The following is a 16,443-nucleotide window of genomic DNA, read 5'->3' as shown; positions in this document are numbered from 1 at the left end:
GAGGAAGCGTCGGAGTGCTTGGCGGGGTGGGCCATGAGGGGGGCTCAGTTCCTTTCGGCCTGGTTGCCGCCGTCGGAACCGTCGCTGCCGTTGCGCATGAAGAGCTGGGCGCCCTTCTCCAGGAGCACGCCGCCCAGCTCGCTGCGCTTCTCCCACAGCTTCTTGGGCGCGCCGCCCAGCCGCCGCAGGTCGTCCGGCTGGAGGTTCGCCGCGCGCCAGGTGAGCTGCTCCACCGCGTCGAAGAACTTCCCGGCCATCTCCCGCGACGACATCCGCGACAGCTGATCCAGGGAGAAGCCCTTGTCCGCGAGCAGGCCCGCGCTGCCCGCCGCCCACGTCTCGCTCGCCTTGTTGCTGCGCACCGCGCTGCCCGGCCGGGCGATCTTCACCGGCTCGTACACCGTGGGGCGCGTCTCCGGGATGACGTTGAGCTTGCGGCCGATCTTCTCGAAGGTGTCCAGCACCTGGTCCAGCTGCGCGTCCGTGTGCGTGGCCATGTAGCTGGTGCGGATGAGCGCGTGGCCCGCCTCCACCGCCGGCGGAATCACGGGGTTGGCGAACACGCCCGCCTCGTGCAGCGCGCGCCAGAAGCGGAAGCACTTCACCTGGTCGCCGATGTGCACCGGCACCACCGGCGTCACCGACACGCCCGTGTCGAAGCCCATGGCGCGGAAGCCGTTGTGCATCTTCTCCGCGATGTCCAGCAGGCGCGCGCGGCGCTGCGGCTCCGCCTCGATGATCTCCGTCGCCTTGAGCGCCGCCGCGATGGACGCGGGCGTCATGGACGCGGAGAAGATGACCGAGCGGGCCTTGTGGCGGATGTAGTTGATGACGTCGAACGGACCCGCGAGCACGCCGCCCAGCGACGCGAAGCTCTTGGAGAACGTGCCCATCACCAGGTCCACGTCCTTCTCCAGGCCGAAGTACTCGGAGGTGCCCCGGCCCATCTCGCCCAGCACGCCCATGGCGTGGGCGTCATCCGTCATCACGCGGGCGTTGTACTGCTTGGCCAGCTCCACGATGCGGGGCAGGTTGCAGACGTCGCCCTCCATGGAGAACACGCCGTCCGTGACGATGATCTTCCCGGCGCCCGGCTCCGCCGCGGCCAGCAGCTGCTCCAGGTGCTCCATGTCGTTGTGGCGGAACTTGCGCTCCGTCGCGAACGACAGGCGCACGCCGTCCACCAGCGACGCGTGGTTCGCGCGGTCGCTGAAGACGATGTCGTGACGGCCCAGGATGGACGCCAGCGCCAGGTTCGTCTGGAACCCGGTGGAGATGACGATGGCCGACTCGCGGTTGAGGAACTTCGCCAGCCGCGCCTCCAGCTCCTCGTGCAGCGCCAGCGTGCCGTTCAGCAGGCGCGAACCGGAGCAGGTGGTTCCGAACTTCTCCGTGGCCTTGATGGCCGCTTCCTTCACGCGCGGATCCGCGGACAGGCCCAGGTAGTTGTTCGAGCCCACCATGATGACCCGGCGCCCTTCGATCTCCACCTCCGTGGCGCCGTGCGACGCCTCGATGGCCCGGAAGTACGGGTACAACCCCGTGGCCTTGGCGATGCGGTAGTCCTTCCAGGTACGGCACTTGTCGAACACGTCGCTCATGGTGGTCTTTCTTACGCGTCGGGGGGTGTGATCCGAGCCGCTTTCCATGTGCAGGGCGCGTTCCAGGATCGGATTGCCCGGCCGCGTGAACACCCAGGGGGGACGACGCGAGGGGGTCAATAAAGAGGGAAATCCACACTGTCAAGGCGGGGACGGTTCCATCACTCGCCATGTGGGGCATCCGTGTCAGGGCGCGCCTTGACAGTCATGCCTCATTGGTGGCACGCCGCGCCCCGGGACCTCTGTTCGCGACTGGATGCTCCAACACCCAGGGCACACACAGGTTCACATGGGGAATGGGTCAGGAGGGGCCGTCTGTTCCGGGGGCCTGGATCATGGCCGGCTTATTGCTTTGCCCGCCAGCATCAGAGGAGCAGACGGTGTCCCAAGCACGACGGCAGCGGTGGTTCGAGGGCTTCATCCAGGCAGCGATGTCGCGCCCCTGGCAGGTGCTGCTCGTTGTCGCCCTGGTGACGGCCGCCGCGGGCCTCTTTGCCTCGCGTCTGGAGTTCCGCGGCTCCTTCGTGGAGCTCCTCCCGGAGGGTGCCCCCGAGGTTCGCGATCTGACACGCGTGTCAGAGAAGGCGGGCGGGGACGGGTACCTCGTCATCATGGCCAAGGGAGGAACGCCGGAGGCCCTCAAGGCCTACGCCACGGAGTTCCAGAAGCGCCTGGAGGCCCTGCCGACGGTCCGCTACGTCGAGCACCACTATGACGTGGCCTTCTTCCGCCGCCACGGCCTGCTGCTGCTGCCCACGGCGGAGGTCGCTTCCTTGAGGGAGGACCTGGAGGCCCGCGTCCGCTACGAGAAGGAGCGCGCCAGCCCCCTCTTCGTGGACCTGGGCGCGGACACGGTGCCGCCCACCTTCGAGGAGATCGCGAAGAAGCACACCCCGGACACGGCGCTGCCGGAGACGCTGGCGAACAAGGAGGGCACCGAGGTCTACCTGATGATCAAGCCGTCGGGGACGGCGGGGGACCTGGAGTTCGCGCGCAACTTCGTGGCCGCGGTGTTCGACACCGGCCGCACGCTCGCGGCCCAGAAGTACCCGGGCGTGACGCTGGAGGCGACGGGCAACTTCCAGAACCGCATCGAAGAGGACGCGGTGATGCGCCGCGACCTGTCCAACGCGGGCCTCCTGTCCGCGCTCATCGCCGTGGGGCTCATCCTGCTGGCCACCCGGCGCATCTCCGCGCTGGCGGTGGTGGGCGTGCCGGTGGTGGTGGGGCTGGTGCTGACGTTCGCGTTCGCGCAGGGCGCCATCGGCCACCTCAACATCGTGACGGGCTTCCTCGTCGCCATCCTCATCGGCCTGGGCATCGAGTACGGCGTCCACCTGGCGATGCGCTACTGGGAGGAGCGCGAGCAGCACGGCGTGAAGGAGTCGCTGACGGCGGCGGTGCGCGGCACCTTCAGCGGGGCGCTCACGTCCGCCTTCACCAACGCGGCGGCGTTCTTCGTGCTGGTGCTGGCGCAGTTCCACGCCTTCCAGCAGTTCGGCCTGCTCGCGGGCATCGGCGTGCTGATGGCGGTGCTGTCCGCGTACGCGCTGGGCCCGTCGCTGCTCGCCATCGCGGAGCGCATCCGCCCGTACCGCCGTGACACCGCCGTCGCGGCCTCCGCGCCCGTCCTGGAGCAGGCCTCGGCTCCGGCCCCGGCGAAGGAGTGGCGGCGCTGGCCCACGGGCGTCATCGTCGCGGTGGCGCTGTCGGTGGTGGGCTTCGCGGCGTACTCGGTGGGCATCGCGCCCCGGCTGGGCTTCGAGACCAACCTGCGCAACCTGAAGGGCGACTCCCCGGCGTCGCGGCTGGACGACCACATCACGGAGCAGATTGGCGCGCCGCTCAACCCAGCCATCCTCTCCGTGGACACGCTGGAGCAGGTCCGCGAAGTGGAGGCCGTCATCGCGCAGGTGAAGGCGAAGAACGGCGCCAACTCCGTGTTCCTGCGCACCGCGTCGCTGAGCGACCTGGTGCCCTCGGACGTGGCGGGCCACGCGGCGGAGATGGGCCGCATCCGGACGCTGCTGGACGGGCTGCCGAAGTCCGCCCAGGAGGACCCGCGCGTGAAGGACCTGCGCGGCATGGTGGACGCGAAGCCCTACGGGCTGGAAGAGCTGCCGGTGGAGGCGCGCCGCCGCTTCGAGGCGCTGGACGGCAAGGGGATGTTCCTCCTGCTGTTCCCGTCGGTGTCCAACTACGACACGCAGGACCTGAACCGCTGGGCGACGCAGCTGGATGAGGTGGTGGTCGGGGCGAAGGCGAAGGGCATCGACCTGGCGGTGCTGGACAGCAACCGCATCGCGGCGCGCATCTTCTCGCTGGTGCGCGGGGACGGGCCGTTCATCCTCTGGTCCGCGGCGGCGGTGGTGTTCCTGGTCATCCTGGCCAGCCTGCGCAGCTTCAAGCGCGCGCTGCTGGTGGCGGGCCCGCTGTTCCTGGGCATGACGTGCCTGGCGGGCGGCATGTACCTCTTCGACGTCCAGCTCAACTTCATCAACGCGGTGGTGCTGCCCAACCTGCTGGCCATCGCGGTGGACAACTCCGTGCACCTGTTCCATCGGTACGAGGAAGAGGGCCCCGGGTCGCTGGGCCGGGTCGTGCGCAACACCGGCTTCGCGGCGGTGGTGGCCACCCTGTCCAACGCGGCGGGCTACGGAGCGCTCCTGGTGGCGAACCACCAGGGCTTGCGCAGCATCGGTCAGATTGCCCTCCTTGGGGTGGTGAGCACCTTCCTGGGGACGACGGTGTTCTTTCCGGCCATGCTGGCGTTGTTGGAGCGGTGGAAGGGGCGGCGGTCCGCGGAGGCGCCAGGGTCGGGCGCGGTGGTTCGGAGCCTCAATCTCGGGGGGGCCGGCGAGCTGCCGGCCGAGTCGCCGGGGGAGCGCAAATCGGCGTGAGCATCTGGTCATTCAGCGAAGGCCGTGTGAGGCCCGCCGTGGCGTCGTCGGACGGAGTGCTCGTGCGCTTCCGGCAGGTGGACCTCGTCCTCATGGTGGCCTGCTCGGTGGCCGCCCTGGTGTGCGTGGGCCCGGCGCGCTGGGCGCCGCACTCCGGCCGCAACGCGCTCCTCTTCCTCTGCTTCGCGCTGGGCCTGCCGGCCGTGCGCATGCTGGAGGCCCGCTTCCCGCGCCAGCCGCTCCTCGCCATCGCGGCGGACTTCTGGCTCCTGCCGGTGTCTGCGCTGGCCCACGGGTGGCTGGGGCCCATCGTGGACTGGATGAACCCGGTGGTGAAGGACGCGCAGCTCATCGCGGTGGATCAGAAGCTGTTCGGCTTCCAGGCCGCGGTGGCGCTGGCGCACGTCATTCCGCCCTGGGCCAACGACGTGCTGATGCTCTGCTACTACGGGCACTTCATGTGGCCGCTGCTCCTGGGCATCTACCTGTACGCCCGGGGCAGGGGGCCCACGCCCGGCTTCGACGAGTACCTGCTGGGTCTGGGCCTGCTGCTGGGCTTCAACTACGCGGCGTACTCGCTGGTGCCCGCGGTGGGGCCCCGCTACTTCCTCATCGGCGCGTTCGACGGACCGGCCACCCAGGGGTGGGTCCTCACGCCGCTCTTGGAGTCCATGATGCGCACGCCGGTGTACACCCGGGACTGCTTCCCGTCCGGGCACACCGGGGTGATGCTGGTGGTGCTCTTCTACGCGTTCCGGTTCGCCCGGCGCTTCTTCTGGGTGATGCTCTTCCCGGGCATGGGGCTCATCTTCGCGACACTTGCGGGGCGGTTCCACTACGCCATCGACCTGGTGTGCGCGGTGCCCCTGGTGCTGGTGGTGACGGGGCTGGCGCTGGCCCTGTCCCGGGCCGCCCGGCAGCGCGCGGTGGAACAGGGCGCGCGTTCCGTGCCCGTGGACGCTATCGTCCGGCCCTGAACCGCCAGCCGGTCGCCCCGGGGTTTCCGGGAGGACGTGCGCTGGCCTCCAGAGGCCTGACCCATGCCCCCCCGGCCCGTGCTCGCGCAACGCGTCTCCCGCTTTGGCACCACCGTCTTCTCCGAGTTCAGCGCGCTGGCGCTGAAGCACCAGGCCGTGAACCTGGGGCAGGGCTTCCCGGACTTCGACGGGCCGGACGCCATCAAGGAGGCCGCCTGGAAGGCCATCCAGGGCGGCGTCAACCAGTACGCCCCCGGCGTGGGCGCCCGTGACCTGCGTGTCGCGATCTCCGAGCACGCGCAGCGCTTCTACAACCACGCCGTGGACCCCGACACGATGGTCACCGTCACCAGCGGCGCGACGGAGGCCATCCTCGACGTCATCCTGGGACTGGTGGACCCTGGCGACGAGGTGGTGGCCTTCGAGCCGTTCTACGACTCCTACGACGCCAACATCGCCTTCGTGGGCGCCACGCCGCGCTACGTGCCGCTGCGCCCGCCGGACGCCGGGCACACCACGTGGTGGTTCGACCGCGACGAGGTCCGCGCCGCGTTCAGCCCGCGCACGCGGCTGCTCATCCTCAACTCGCCGCACAACCCCACGGGCAAGGTGTTCACCCGCGAGGAGCTGGAGTTCCTGGGCAACCTCTGCGCCGAACACGACGTGAAGGTGCTGGCGGACGAAGTCTATGAGCACATCGTCTTCGCCCCCGCGCGCCACATCCGTGCCGCCACGGTGCCGGTGCTCGCGGACCGCACGGTGACGGTGAGCAGCGCGGGCAAGTCCTTCAGCCTGACGGGGTGGAAGATCGGCTGGATCATCGCGCCGCCGCCGCTGCGGGACGCGGTGCAGCGCGCGCACCAGTTCGTCACCTTCGCCACCGCGTCGCCGTTCCAGGCCGCCATGGCCGTGGCGCTCCGGCTGCCGGACAGCTACTTCCAGGAGCTGACTGCGCTCTACACCGCCAAGCGGGAGCGGCTGCTCACGGGCCTGCGCGCGGCGGGGCTCCAGGCGTTCTCACCGGAGGGCAGCTACTTCATCCTCGCGGACATCACCGGCTACGGCTTCGCGGACGACGTGGCCTTCTGCCGGCACCTGGTGACGGAGGTGGGCGTGGCGGGCATCCCGCCCAGCGTCTTCTACGGCCCGGAGCACCGGCACCTGGGCCAGCGCTTCGCGCGCTTCGCCTTCTGCAAGACGGAAGGCGTGCTGGACGAAGCCGTGCGCCGCCTGCGCGAGAAGCTGCCCGCGCTCAAGCGCTGAGGCGTCCCAAAAAGGCGCGCGACGGCCGTGGGCGACTTCTTCGGGGAGCTGTACCTGCGCAGCACGCTGCCGTACCTCTCCGAGGCGGTGACGGCCCGGGAAGTGGAGTACCTGTCCCGGGCGTTCGCGGACGTGGAGGGGCCGGTGGCGGACCTGGGCTGCGGCCACGGCCGGCACGCGGCGCGGCTCAACACGCAAGGCGCGCTCGCCGGGCGGGTGGTGGGCCTGGAGCTGGATCCGCTGTCCCTGCGCCTGCGCCGCCCCGGCTTTCCCGTGGTGCGGGGCGACCTGCGGGCGCTGCCCTTCCAGGACGCGTCCCTGGGGGGCGCGTACGCCTGGTATTCGACACTCTTCGCCTTCAGCGACGCGGAGCACGTCCAGGTGCTGCGCGAGGTGGCGCGGGTGCTGCGGCCCGGCGGACGGTTGGTGTTCCAGACGGTTCCCTACGAGCGGCTGGCCGGAAGTCCGGGCGCGTCGTTCCGCGAGCGGTTACCGGATGGGAGTCTCCTGGAGGAGGAGAGCCGCTTCGACGCGACGCGTGGCCGCGATGTCGGCCAGCGTCAGCTCACCTTGCCGGATGGTCGTGTCCTGCGAGCGGCGTACGCGCTTCGTTACTATCCTCTTGCGGAACTGAAACGGCTGTTGGAAAGCACGGGCTTTTCGGTGGAGTGGGTGCACGGCGGCCTGGATTCCGGGCCGATGACACCCGAGTCGACCGACCTCATCGTGGGAGCCGGGCGCGGTTGACCGGCCCGGGACACGTCCAGTGGATCCGAAAGAGACATCGCGAACGCGGGTCGGCCTGCTGGGGCAACTGCCCCGCCGGGTCGACGTGTACGAGGTCGGCCCCCGCGACGGCCTGCAGAACGAACTCCGCACGCTGCCCACCCGCGACAAGGCGCGCCTCATCAACGCCCTGGTCGCCGCGGGGGAGAAGCGCATCGAGGTGACGTCGTTCGTGTCACCCAAGTGGATCCCCCAGCTCGCGGACGCGGAGGAGCTGCTCAAGCTGGTGGGCCGCCGCCCCGGCGTCGTCTTCTCCGCGCTGGTGCCCAACCTCAAGGGACTGGAGCGCGCGCAGGCGGCGGGGCTGGAGGAGGCCGCGGTGTTCATCTCCGCGTCGGAGGCCCACTCCAAGAAGAACATCAACAAGACCATCGCGGAGGCGCTGGCCGGCGCGAAGGAAGTGACGGCCGCCGCCCGCAAGGCCGGCATGCGCGTGCGCGGCTACCTGTCCACCGTGTGGGGCTGCCCCTACGAGGGCCACGTCCCGGTGGAGCGCGTGGTGGACATCTGCCGTCAGCTGGTGGACGCGGGCATCTACCAGCTGAGCCTGGGCGACACGATTGGCGTGGGCACGCCCCGGCAGACGGAAGAGATTCTCAGCGCGCTGCTCCAGCACATGCCGGTGGACACGCTGGCGCTGCACCTGCACGACACGCGCGGCACCGCGCTGGCCAACGCGCTGGTGGGCCTGTCCGCGGGCGTCACCACGTTCGACGCGAGCATCGGCGGGCTGGGCGGCTGCCCCTACGCGCCGGGCGCCGCGGGCAACCTGGCCTCCGAGGACGCGGTGTTCATGCTGCACGGCATGGGCGTGGACACCGGCATCGACCTGGACAAGCTGGTGGAGGCCGGGGAGATCGCCCAGGAGCTCATCGGCCGGAAGCTCGCGGGCAAGTACCTCCAGGCCGCGCTGGGCGAGCGGGACAAGAAGGCCTCCCGCCGCGCGCAGACCTGAAGGCCCCGCCGGGGACCGCTGGGTGTGACTAGCGGTCCCCGAGCATCACCGTCAGCTGCTCCTCCAGCCCCAGGTGCTGGGCGGCGATCTGCAGCATCCGCCGCTCCTTGCGGTCGATGCGTCCGTCCACCAATGCCATGTCCACGATGTGGCGCAGGAACACCTCCGCCTCCGGGCTGCCTCGCGGGACCAGGCGCTCGAAGAGCTGGGGCCCGGCGTTGAGCGCCATCTCCACGTTGGGCCACGACACGCTCCAGCGCTCCGCGCACAGCTTGAGCAGGCGGCGCTCGGCGGCGGTGACTTCGCCGTCCGCGGCGGCGATGGACGCCATCATGTAGAGCAGCCGCTCGCGCTCCTTCACGTCCGTCACCACCCGGTCGCCGTCACCGCCGTGACCGTCGCCATGGCTGTCCACGGGCGGGGGCGCGACGGTGCCGCGCTCGGCCTGGCGCCGCTGCTGGTAGCGGGCCGCGTTCGCGCTCGTCTGCCGCGCGTGGTGCACGTTCCAGGACTCGAAGGGGAGGGCGGATGCGAGCACCCAGTCGCGCTCGCCGTTGCCCAGCACCGTGCCGCAGAACTCGCAGGTGTTGGCCGCGCTGTTGGTGGTGGGCGCGTTGCACTGCGGGCAGCGGTCCGTGGACATACCGGTGTCCGTGTTCGTCGTCGCGCCGTGGCGGCGCAGCAGCGTGAAGACCCAGCGCTGCGGCACCGTGGGCAGGCTGGGGGGCTTCTCGTTCACGGGGCCCACGCCCATGCGGGCGCTCCAGCGGATCTCCACCTGGGCCTCGTCGAAGGACTCCGGGTGGACCTCCAGCGCGCGCACGTCCACCGCGCCCACCGCGCACTCCAGGAAGACGCGCCGCCGGCCCTGCTTCGCCAGCTGGCCCAGCTCCGCGTCCAGCTTCGTGAGGGCGTCCGCGTTGGCGACCTTGGACAGGCGCTGCGTCTCGTTGCGGCTCTGCGCGTCGATCCACTTCCAGAACAGCAGCGACGCGCGGTCCTCCAGCATCTCCAGGTTGAGCGCGGGGTCGGCCTCGCGCGCCTGCATGAGGCCGTCCACCTGCTTGTGGTGGCGCACGTGCTCCACGCCCTGGGTGATTTCAGAGAGCGTCCAGTCGTAGTTGCCGGAGTTCACCACCGCGTTGCAGAACTCGCAGGTGTTGGACGCGCCGCCCTTGTAGGGCGCGCCGCAGTTGGGGCACTTGCCCTGGAAGAGGTCCTCTCCGATGCGCGTCTGCGCGCCGGGCTTGCGCACGAAGGTCCACACCTCCGTGAAGACCTCCGGCGCCACCTTGCTGGCCGCGGCCATGGCCTGCGCATCCGTCTGGCTCGCGGGCACGTCCGTGTCGCGGATGCTGGCGCGCACGCGCACGTGGATGCTGTCGTACCACTGCGTCTGGTGCAGGCCGATGAGCTGCACGTCCAGCACCTTCATGTCCGCGAGCGCGTCCCGCACGCCCTGCGCCTGCATCAGCGCCAGCTGCACGTTGAAGCGCTGCCACGTCGCGTCCGACAGGAAGGGGCGCACCGGCGTCATGTCCCGCCGGAACCACGACTTCTGCAGCTCGAGGAAGAGCCAGCGCACCTTCTGCAGCGTGGGCTCCAATTCGAAGGACGGGTCCTTGAGCTTCAGCGCGTTCACCCAGCCCTGCACGTCGCGGCCGGACACCTCCGTGCGCACCTCCGCCTCGCGCTGATCCAACGCGCGCCGGGTGGTGGCGTCCGGGTGCAGGTTGCGCTTGTAGAGCCAGTAGAGCCCGCCGCCGATGACGAGCAGCGGAACGGTCACCTTCGGGTACAGGAAGATGAGCCGGATGAGGTCGAACAGCAGCCAGAGGGGCAGGCCGTCACCGCTACCGCCGCCTCCACCCCGGTCGCGTCCGGACGTGTAGTGCTCGCCGCCGCCGCCGCGTGCCAGGGCCACGAGCGGCAGGGCGAGCACGAGCAGGGTGGAGACGGTGAGCAGTCCGGGCAGCCACCGCCACGGGCGTTTCGTCGTTGAGCACGAAGGCATGGGCGAAATCCTAACCGTTTACGGCTTGCCAGACTGGGGAACAGGTTTCAGGCTGCGCGCCATTCACGCGGGCCGCCCACCGCGGTCCGTCACGGGGAGCGAAGATGCCGGAGTTCAAGGTCGATGCCCGCGGGGCCATCGAGATCTGGACCATCGACGGGGAGAGCCGTCGCAACGCCATCAGCCGCGCGATGCACCAGGAACTGGACGCGCTCGTGGCCCGCGTGTCCTCCGGCCGCTCGGTGCGCGCCGTCATCCTCACCGGCGCGGGCGACAAGGCCTTCTGCGCGGGCGCGGACCTGAAGGAGCGCACCACCATGTCCGAGGACGAGGTGCGCGCCTTCCTCAACGGCCTGCGCGTCACCCTGCGCTCCATCGAGAAGAGCGACTGCGTCTTCATCGCCGCCATCAACGGCGCGGCCTTCGGCGGCGGCACGGAGCTGGCCCTGGCGTGCGACCTGCGCGTCGCCTCGCCCGCCACGGAGATGGGCCTCACGGAGGTGAAGCTGGGCATCATCCCCGGCGGCGGCGGCACGCAGCGGCTCTCGCGGCTGATTGGCCCCGGACGCGCCAAGGACCTCATCCTCACCGCCCGGCGCGTGAACGCGGCGGAGGCCTTCAGCATCGGCCTGGTGAACCGGCTGGCTCCGGAAGGGCACCTGCTGGAGGTCGCCTTCCAGCTCGCGGAGGCCGTCGTGGAGAACGCCCCCGTGGCCGTGGCCACCGCGAAGCACGCCATCGACGAAGGCACTGGCCTGGAACTGGACGACGCGCTGGCGCTGGAGCTCAAGAAGTACGAGGAGGTGCTCAAGACGGAGGACCGGCTGGAAGGGCTCCGCGCCTTCGCGGAGAAGCGTCCCCCTGTCTATAAAGGCCGCTAGGCCCGCCGAAAGCGACAGGGGCGGCAGGCCCGCGGTTGCTCGCGGACCGTGCTGCCCCTGCCTGCTTCACTCACATCGACTTCAGGCGCTCGCGGTCTTCTCGCCGCCGATGTTCACGCCCTGCTTGTTGATGTAGCCCATCGCCTTGTCCTTGACGGTGGTGCGCAGCTCCGTGCCGCGGCTCGGGGCCATCAGCAGGGCCACGATGCTGCCCGCGGCGGCGCCCAGCAGGAACGCCCCCAGTCCGCCCATGCCCGAGCGCGCCGGCTTGTACGTCGTCAATCCCACATAGCGCAGCGCGTCGTCCGGGTCGAAGTTGTCCCAGGACTTACGGGCGACCTTGCCCGCCTTGTCCGCGTACTCGGGGAGTTGGTCGAGCAGCTGGTGCGCCAGGAACTGGCGGTACAGCTTGCTCTTGGCCAAAGCCTTCGCCTGCCACGTCGCCTTCTTCGCTCTGAACATGGGTCCCTCCTGGTCCGAAGTCCGGATGCCGTTCACGGGGCGGTTCGTGGCCCGCCTGGGTGCACACCCCCCGTGCGACATCAAGGTAGGCAGGGAGGCCCCCGGCGACATCCCCCGAAGCGCTCTGTCGTAGCCCCATGCGTCGTCCGCTGGACGGCACGGCTGGTGCTTCGGCTGGCAAGAAGGCAGCCAGGCCTGGGGTTTCTTGGTATGGGACGGCGGCCATGTCCTCAGACCAGACACTGCTCGAGAAGCTCGCCCAGGTGGAGAAGGGCGGCGCGTCCAAGTACCACGCGAAGAACGCGGAGACCGGCAAGCTCTTCGCGCGCGAGCGCATCCGACTGCTCGTGGACGCGGACTCCTTCGTGGAGGACGGAAAGCTCGCCAACAACCTGGACCCGGAGCTGCCCTCCGACGGCGTCATCACCGGCATGGCGCGCATCGACGGGCGCGCGGTGGCCATCATGGCCAACGACTCCACGGTGAAGGCGGGCAGCTGGGGCGCGCGCACGGTGGAGAAGATCCTCCGCATCCAGGAGACAGCGAAGGCGCAGCGCTGCCCCCTCTTGTACCTGGTGGACAGCGCGGGCGCGCGCATCACGGATCAGGTGGAGATGTTCCCCGGCCGCCGGGGCGCGGGCCGCATCTTCTACAACGAGGTCCACCTGTCGGGCTTCGTCCCGCAGATCTGCCTGCTCTTCGGTCCGTCCGCCGCGGGCGGCGCGTACATCCCCGCGTTCTGCGACCTGGTCATCATGGTGGAGGGCAACGCCTCCATGTACCTGGGCAGCCCGCGCATGGCGGAGATGGTCATTGGTGAGAAGGTCACGCTGGAGGAGATGGGCGGCGCGAAGATGCACTGCTCCGTGTCCGGCGTGGGCGACGTGCTGGTGAAGACGGAGCAGGACGCCATCGCCGCGGCGAAGCAGTACCTGGCCTTCTTCCCGGAGAACTTCGCCAAGGCCCCGCCGCAGGTGCCGGTGAAGGCGCCCAAGCACAGTGGCAAGCGCGTGGACGAGATCGTCCCGCCGGATCAGAACAAGCCGTTCGACATGCACGCCCTCATCACGGAGCTCATCGACGAGGGCAGCTGGTTCGAGGTGAAGAAGCTCTTCGCGCAGGAGCTGATCACCGGCCTCGCGCGCATTGGCGGCCGCCCGGTGGGCATCGTCGCGAACCAGCCCAAGTACAAGGGCGGCGTGCTCTTCGTGGACAGCGCGGACAAGGCGGCCCGGTTCATCTGGCTGTGTGACGCGTTCAACATCCCGCTCCTGTACCTGTCGGACGTGCCGGGCTTCATGATCGGCACCAAGGTGGAGCGCGCGGGCATCATCCGCGCGGGCGCGAAGATGATCTCCGCGGTGTCGGAGGCCAGCGTGCCGCGCATCTGCGTGGTGGTGCGCAAGGCTTACGGTGCCGGCCTCTACGCCATGAGCGGGCCCGGCTTCGCCCCGGAGGCCACGCTGGCGCTGCCCCAGGCGATGATCGCCGTGATGGGCCCGGAGGCGGCGGTGAACGCCGTCTACTTCAACAAGATCCAGGAGCTGCCGGAGGCCGAGCGGCCGGCCTACGTCCAGAAGCTGCGCGACGAGTACAAGCAGGACGTGGACATCTACAAGCTGGCCAGCGAGCTCATCATCGACGCCGTCATTCCGGGCGACTCCCTGCGCGGGGAATTGCTCCAGCGTTATTCGCTTTATGCGGACCGGTTCCAGCCCCGTGCGGAGAAGAAGCACGGCGTCCACCCCGTCTGAGTTTCCCCACCTGTCATCCACGCTAGATTCCGCACCCGACCATGGACTTCGAACTTCCTGAAAGCCACCGCGCCCTCCAGGCCTCCCTCCGTGAATTCTGCGAACGCCGCGTGAAGCCGTACGCGCGCGAGTGGGACAAGGACGAGAAGTTCCCCATGGAGGTGGTGAAGGAGCTGGGCCAGCTGGGCGTGCTGGGCATGCTCGTCTCCGAGGAGTACGGCGGGGCGGCCATGGACTCGCTCGCCGTGGCGGTGGCCGTGGAGGAGATCGCCCGCTACGACGGCTCGCTCGCCCTCACGGTGGCCAGCCACAACGGCCTGGGCACCAGCCACGTGCGCGTCTTCGGCAACAAGGCGCAGCACCAGCGCTACCTGCCCAAGCTCGCCTCCGGCGAGTGGCTGGGCGCGTGGGGCCTCACCGAGCCGGGATCCGGTTCGGACGCGTCCGGCATGCGCACCACCGCCGTGAAGAAGGGCAACAAGTGGGTGATCAACGGCGCGAAGATGTTCATCACCCAGGGCACGGTGGGTGACGTGTTCGTGGTGCTGGCGCTCACGTCGCCGGAGAAGCGCCAGAAGGGCATCACCGCCTTCGTGCTGGAGAAGGGCCTGCCCGGCTTCAGCCAGCGCTCCATCCACGGGAAGCTGGGCATGCGCTCGTCGGATACCGCGGAGCTCATCCTGGAGAACGTGGAGGTCGGTGACGACGCCATCGTGGGCGAGGTCGACCGCGGCTTCATCGACACGCTGAAGATCCTCGACAAGGGCCGCATCACCATCGGCGCGCTGTCGGTGGGCCTCCTGCGCGGGGCGCTGGAGGAGTCGGTGGCGTACTCCAAGGACCGCACCGCGTTCGGCCAGCCCATTGGCGAGTTCCAGGGCCTGCGCTGGATGATGGCGGACATGAAGACGGAGCTGGAGGCGGCGCGCCTCCTGGTGCACCGCGCGGCGCGGCTCGCGGACGCGGGGCAGCCGTACTCGCAGGAGGCCTCCATGGCGAAGCTGTTCGCGTCGGAGGCGGCCATGCGCGGCTGCAACAAGGCGGTGCAGATCCACGGCGGCTACGGCTACACGCGCGAGTTCCCGGTGGAGCGCTACCTGCGCGACGCCAAGCTCTGTGAGATTGGCGAGGGCACGAGCGAGATCCAGCGCACCATCATCGCCCGCGAGACCTTCAAAGGGGCCTGATGGATACCGCTCGGCTGCGAGAGCTGGGGCTCCAGGTCCGTGAGGAGCCGTCCGGCGTCGAAGTGGTGCTGGACCTGGAGGCCGCGTCCCTGGTGAACCCCATCACCAAGGACTTCATCACCGACATCACCTTCCAGGTGATGGGTGACCGGCTCATCCCCATCGCGCCGCCGGCGGTGGTGGGCATGACGCCCATCCTGCTGTCCGCCATCGACGCGGCGGAGGAGATGCAGGCGCTCCTGCTGGACACCTTCAGCGACCACGTCTTCCACCTGCAGCGCCGCTCGGAGGAGCTGCAGCTGTTGGGCCTGCCCGCGGACGTGGATCCGCAGTCGCTGGAGCTGTCCACGTCCGTGCGGGAGGGCGCGCTCGCGGTGAAGCTGGTGTCGGACCGGCAGGGCAACTTCCGCATCGCGCAGGCCATCCGGGGCGGGGAGGAACTGGCCACCGCCGCGGGGCACGTCATCGAGCTGTCGGAGTTCCGCGAGAAGGCCGCGCTGACGGGCTACCTGTCCGCGCTGCTCGGCGAGCCGATGCCGAGAGCCCCCCAGGCGGCGACCGGCCCGGAGCCGGTGCGCTTCGTGGAAATCGTGGAGAAGTTCGGTCCGCAGGCGCTGGTGCCGCCGCGCAGCAGCCTGGAGTTGCTGGCGCAGCTGCAGGTGGACGGCAAGGCCTACCGCTTCGCCGCCGCGCGCATCGCCGGGCGCACCTTCCGGGGCCTGCTGGCGGGCACCCAGGGCAAGGTGTGGGCGGGCCGCTTCGAACTGGATGAGTTCCCCGGCGTGGTGCGGATGGTGGCGGACCTGTTGAAGGTCGCTCCCGAGGCCGTGCGCCTCGTGGGCCCGGACGCACCCCAGGAGTGAGCCGCGTGGAGAAGATGACCCTGGCCGAGCGGGTGCAGGCCCTGGAGGCGCGCCTGGGGGTGCAGTTCTCCAAGCGAGACCTGGCCCTGGAAGCGCTCACGCACAAGACGTACGTCAACGAGAACCGCGACCAGAACCTCAAGGACAACCAGCGCCTGGAGTTCCTGGGCGACGCCGTCGTGGACCTCGCCGTGAGCCACCGGCTGATGGACCGCTGCCCCGGCGTCCCCGAAGGCGAGCTCACCAAGATGCGCGCCCGCATCGTCCACGAGGAGGGCCTGGCCCGCGTGGCCCGGAGCCTGCGCCTGGGCGAGCTGCTCCTCCTGGGCCGGGGCGAGTCCCAGTCCGGCGGCCGCGACAAGAACTCGCTGCTCGCGGACGCGCTGGAGGCGGTGCTGGGCGCCGTCTACCTGAGCGGCGGCCTGGAGCCGGCGCTGGCGCTGGTGGACCGCTGCTTCGGGGAGCTGGTGGAGGAGGTGGCCTCCGGCGCCGGCCGCCTGGACTACAAGACGCTCCTCCAGGAGCTGTCCCACGAGCGGCTCAAGCTGTCGCCGCGCTACCGGGTGGTGTCGGAGACGGGCCCGGAGCACTCCAAGGTCTTCGAGGTGGAGGTGTGCATCGGGGAGACCGTGTACGCCCGGGCCACCGGCCGGAACAAGAAGGAGGCCGAGCAGGCAGCCGCTCGCACCACGCTGGAGCGCCTCAAGGCGGAGGCCGCCGCCGTGGTGGCCCCGGCCGTGGTGGCGCCCATCCCGGGAGGTCCTTCACCGGACGACCCTCCGGCGTGAAAGCCCTTGGAG

At 69.9% G+C, this 16,443-nt stretch carries 13 protein-coding genes; 10 read left to right on the top strand and 3 right to left on the bottom strand.

Annotated features, from left to right (window positions below; genetic code table 11):
- Positions 1-44 precede the first annotated feature (44 nt).
- Entirely contained in the window at positions 45-1,601 is a 1,557-nt protein-coding gene (locus tag D7W79_RS24475; RefSeq protein ID WP_120527813.1) for an aminotransferase class I/II-fold pyridoxal phosphate-dependent enzyme, read from the bottom strand.
- Between the two features lie 431 nt (positions 1,602-2,032).
- Here D7W79_RS24475 and D7W79_RS24470 point away from each other — a divergent pair, with 431 nt between their 5' ends.
- From D7W79_RS24470 to D7W79_RS24450, 5 genes are all read left to right on the top strand, one after another.
- Positions 2,033-4,501, top strand: coding sequence for an efflux RND transporter permease subunit (locus D7W79_RS24470; protein WP_120527812.1), 2,469 nt, complete (start codon positions 2,033-2,035; stop codon positions 4,499-4,501).
- On the top strand, positions 4,498-5,478 hold the full coding sequence (locus D7W79_RS24465; protein WP_171437383.1) for a phosphatase PAP2 family protein: 981 nt from the start codon (positions 4,498-4,500) through the stop codon (positions 5,476-5,478). Before D7W79_RS24470 ends, D7W79_RS24465 begins: the two co-directional genes overlap by 4 nt.
- A gap of 63 nt (positions 5,479-5,541) precedes the next feature.
- Complete coding sequence (locus D7W79_RS24460) at positions 5,542-6,741, top strand: aminotransferase class I/II-fold pyridoxal phosphate-dependent enzyme (RefSeq protein ID WP_120527811.1); 1,200 nt, start codon at positions 5,542-5,544, stop codon at positions 6,739-6,741.
- A 27-nt stretch (positions 6,742-6,768) separates the two neighbouring features.
- Entirely contained in the window at positions 6,769-7,488 is a 720-nt protein-coding gene (locus D7W79_RS24455) for a methyltransferase domain-containing protein (protein WP_120527810.1), read from the top strand.
- A gap of 19 nt (positions 7,489-7,507) precedes the next feature.
- Positions 7,508-8,482 (top strand): hydroxymethylglutaryl-CoA lyase, encoded by a 975-nt coding sequence (locus tag D7W79_RS24450; protein WP_120527809.1) that lies wholly within the window; start codon positions 7,508-7,510, stop codon positions 8,480-8,482.
- Between the two features lie 28 nt (positions 8,483-8,510).
- On the opposite strand, the gene D7W79_RS24445 is transcribed toward D7W79_RS24450, so the two are convergent.
- On the bottom strand, positions 8,511-10,496 hold the full coding sequence (locus D7W79_RS24445) for a TIM44-like domain-containing protein (RefSeq protein ID WP_120527808.1): 1,986 nt from the start codon (positions 10,494-10,496) through the stop codon (positions 8,511-8,513).
- A 104-nt stretch (positions 10,497-10,600) separates the two neighbouring features.
- On the opposite strand from D7W79_RS24445, the gene D7W79_RS24440 reads away from it, so the two are divergent.
- Positions 10,601-11,377: an enoyl-CoA hydratase-related protein gene (locus D7W79_RS24440; RefSeq protein WP_120527807.1), complete on the top strand. Its 777-nt coding sequence runs from the start codon at positions 10,601-10,603 to the stop codon at positions 11,375-11,377.
- Positions 11,378-11,458: 81 nt separating this feature from the next.
- Here D7W79_RS24440 and D7W79_RS24435 read toward each other — a convergent pair whose 3' ends face one another.
- Positions 11,459-11,839: a YtxH domain-containing protein gene (locus tag D7W79_RS24435; RefSeq protein WP_120527806.1), complete on the bottom strand. Its 381-nt coding sequence runs from the start codon at positions 11,837-11,839 to the stop codon at positions 11,459-11,461.
- A gap of 224 nt (positions 11,840-12,063) precedes the next feature.
- Here D7W79_RS24435 and D7W79_RS24430 point away from each other — a divergent pair, with 224 nt between their 5' ends.
- Genes D7W79_RS24430 through rnc form a run of 4 tightly spaced genes read left to right on the top strand, consistent with a single transcriptional unit; the run spans position 12,064 to position 16,431 of the window.
- On the top strand, positions 12,064-13,593 hold the full coding sequence (locus tag D7W79_RS24430) for an acyl-CoA carboxylase subunit beta (RefSeq protein WP_120527805.1): 1,530 nt from the start codon (positions 12,064-12,066) through the stop codon (positions 13,591-13,593).
- Between the two features lie 41 nt (positions 13,594-13,634).
- Complete coding sequence (locus D7W79_RS24425; protein WP_120527804.1) at positions 13,635-14,780, top strand: acyl-CoA dehydrogenase family protein; 1,146 nt, start codon at positions 13,635-13,637, stop codon at positions 14,778-14,780.
- Entirely contained in the window at positions 14,780-15,643 is an 864-nt protein-coding gene (locus D7W79_RS24420; protein WP_208729827.1) for a hypothetical protein, read from the top strand. The genes D7W79_RS24425 and D7W79_RS24420 overlap by 1 nt, the downstream gene beginning before the upstream one ends.
- A 14-nt stretch (positions 15,644-15,657) precedes the next feature.
- The gene (gene rnc, locus D7W79_RS24415; protein WP_216627560.1) at positions 15,658-16,431 is read left to right on the top strand and encodes a ribonuclease III; all 774 of its coding nucleotides are present in this window, start codon (positions 15,658-15,660) and stop codon (positions 16,429-16,431) included.
- Positions 16,432-16,443: the final 12 nt, after the last annotated feature.

It is taken from the genome of Corallococcus exercitus, assembly GCF_003611585.1.
GTDB classification, from domain to species: domain Bacteria; phylum Myxococcota; class Myxococcia; order Myxococcales; family Myxococcaceae; genus Corallococcus; species Corallococcus exercitus.
Note: the sequence above shows the minus strand (reverse complement) of the source record. Positions and strands in the feature narration are given on the sequence as shown.

Bases quoted from the DNA above. Each gene is read 5' to 3' on its own strand.
- D7W79_RS24420 (WP_208729827.1), top strand. From the start codon at position 14,780: ATGGATACCGCTCGGCTGCGAGAGCTGGGGCTCCAGGTCCGTGAGGAG.
- D7W79_RS24430 (WP_120527805.1), top strand. From the start codon at position 12,064: ATGTCCTCAGACCAGACACTGCTCGAGAAGCTCGCCCAGGTGGAGAAG.
- D7W79_RS24475 (WP_120527813.1), bottom strand. From the start codon at position 1,601: ATGAGCGACGTGTTCGACAAGTGCCGTACCTGGAAGGACTACCGCATC.
- D7W79_RS24460 (WP_120527811.1), top strand. From the start codon at position 5,542: ATGCCCCCCCGGCCCGTGCTCGCGCAACGCGTCTCCCGCTTTGGCACC.
- D7W79_RS24440 (WP_120527807.1), top strand. From the start codon at position 10,601: ATGCCGGAGTTCAAGGTCGATGCCCGCGGGGCCATCGAGATCTGGACC.
- D7W79_RS24425 (WP_120527804.1), top strand. From the start codon at position 13,635: ATGGACTTCGAACTTCCTGAAAGCCACCGCGCCCTCCAGGCCTCCCTC.
- rnc (WP_216627560.1), top strand. From the start codon at position 15,658: ATGACCCTGGCCGAGCGGGTGCAGGCCCTGGAGGCGCGCCTGGGGGTG.
- D7W79_RS24470 (WP_120527812.1), top strand. From the start codon at position 2,033: ATGTCGCGCCCCTGGCAGGTGCTGCTCGTTGTCGCCCTGGTGACGGCC.
- D7W79_RS24445 (WP_120527808.1), bottom strand. From the start codon at position 10,496: ATGCCTTCGTGCTCAACGACGAAACGCCCGTGGCGGTGGCTGCCCGGA.
- D7W79_RS24435 (WP_120527806.1), bottom strand. From the start codon at position 11,839: ATGTTCAGAGCGAAGAAGGCGACGTGGCAGGCGAAGGCTTTGGCCAAG.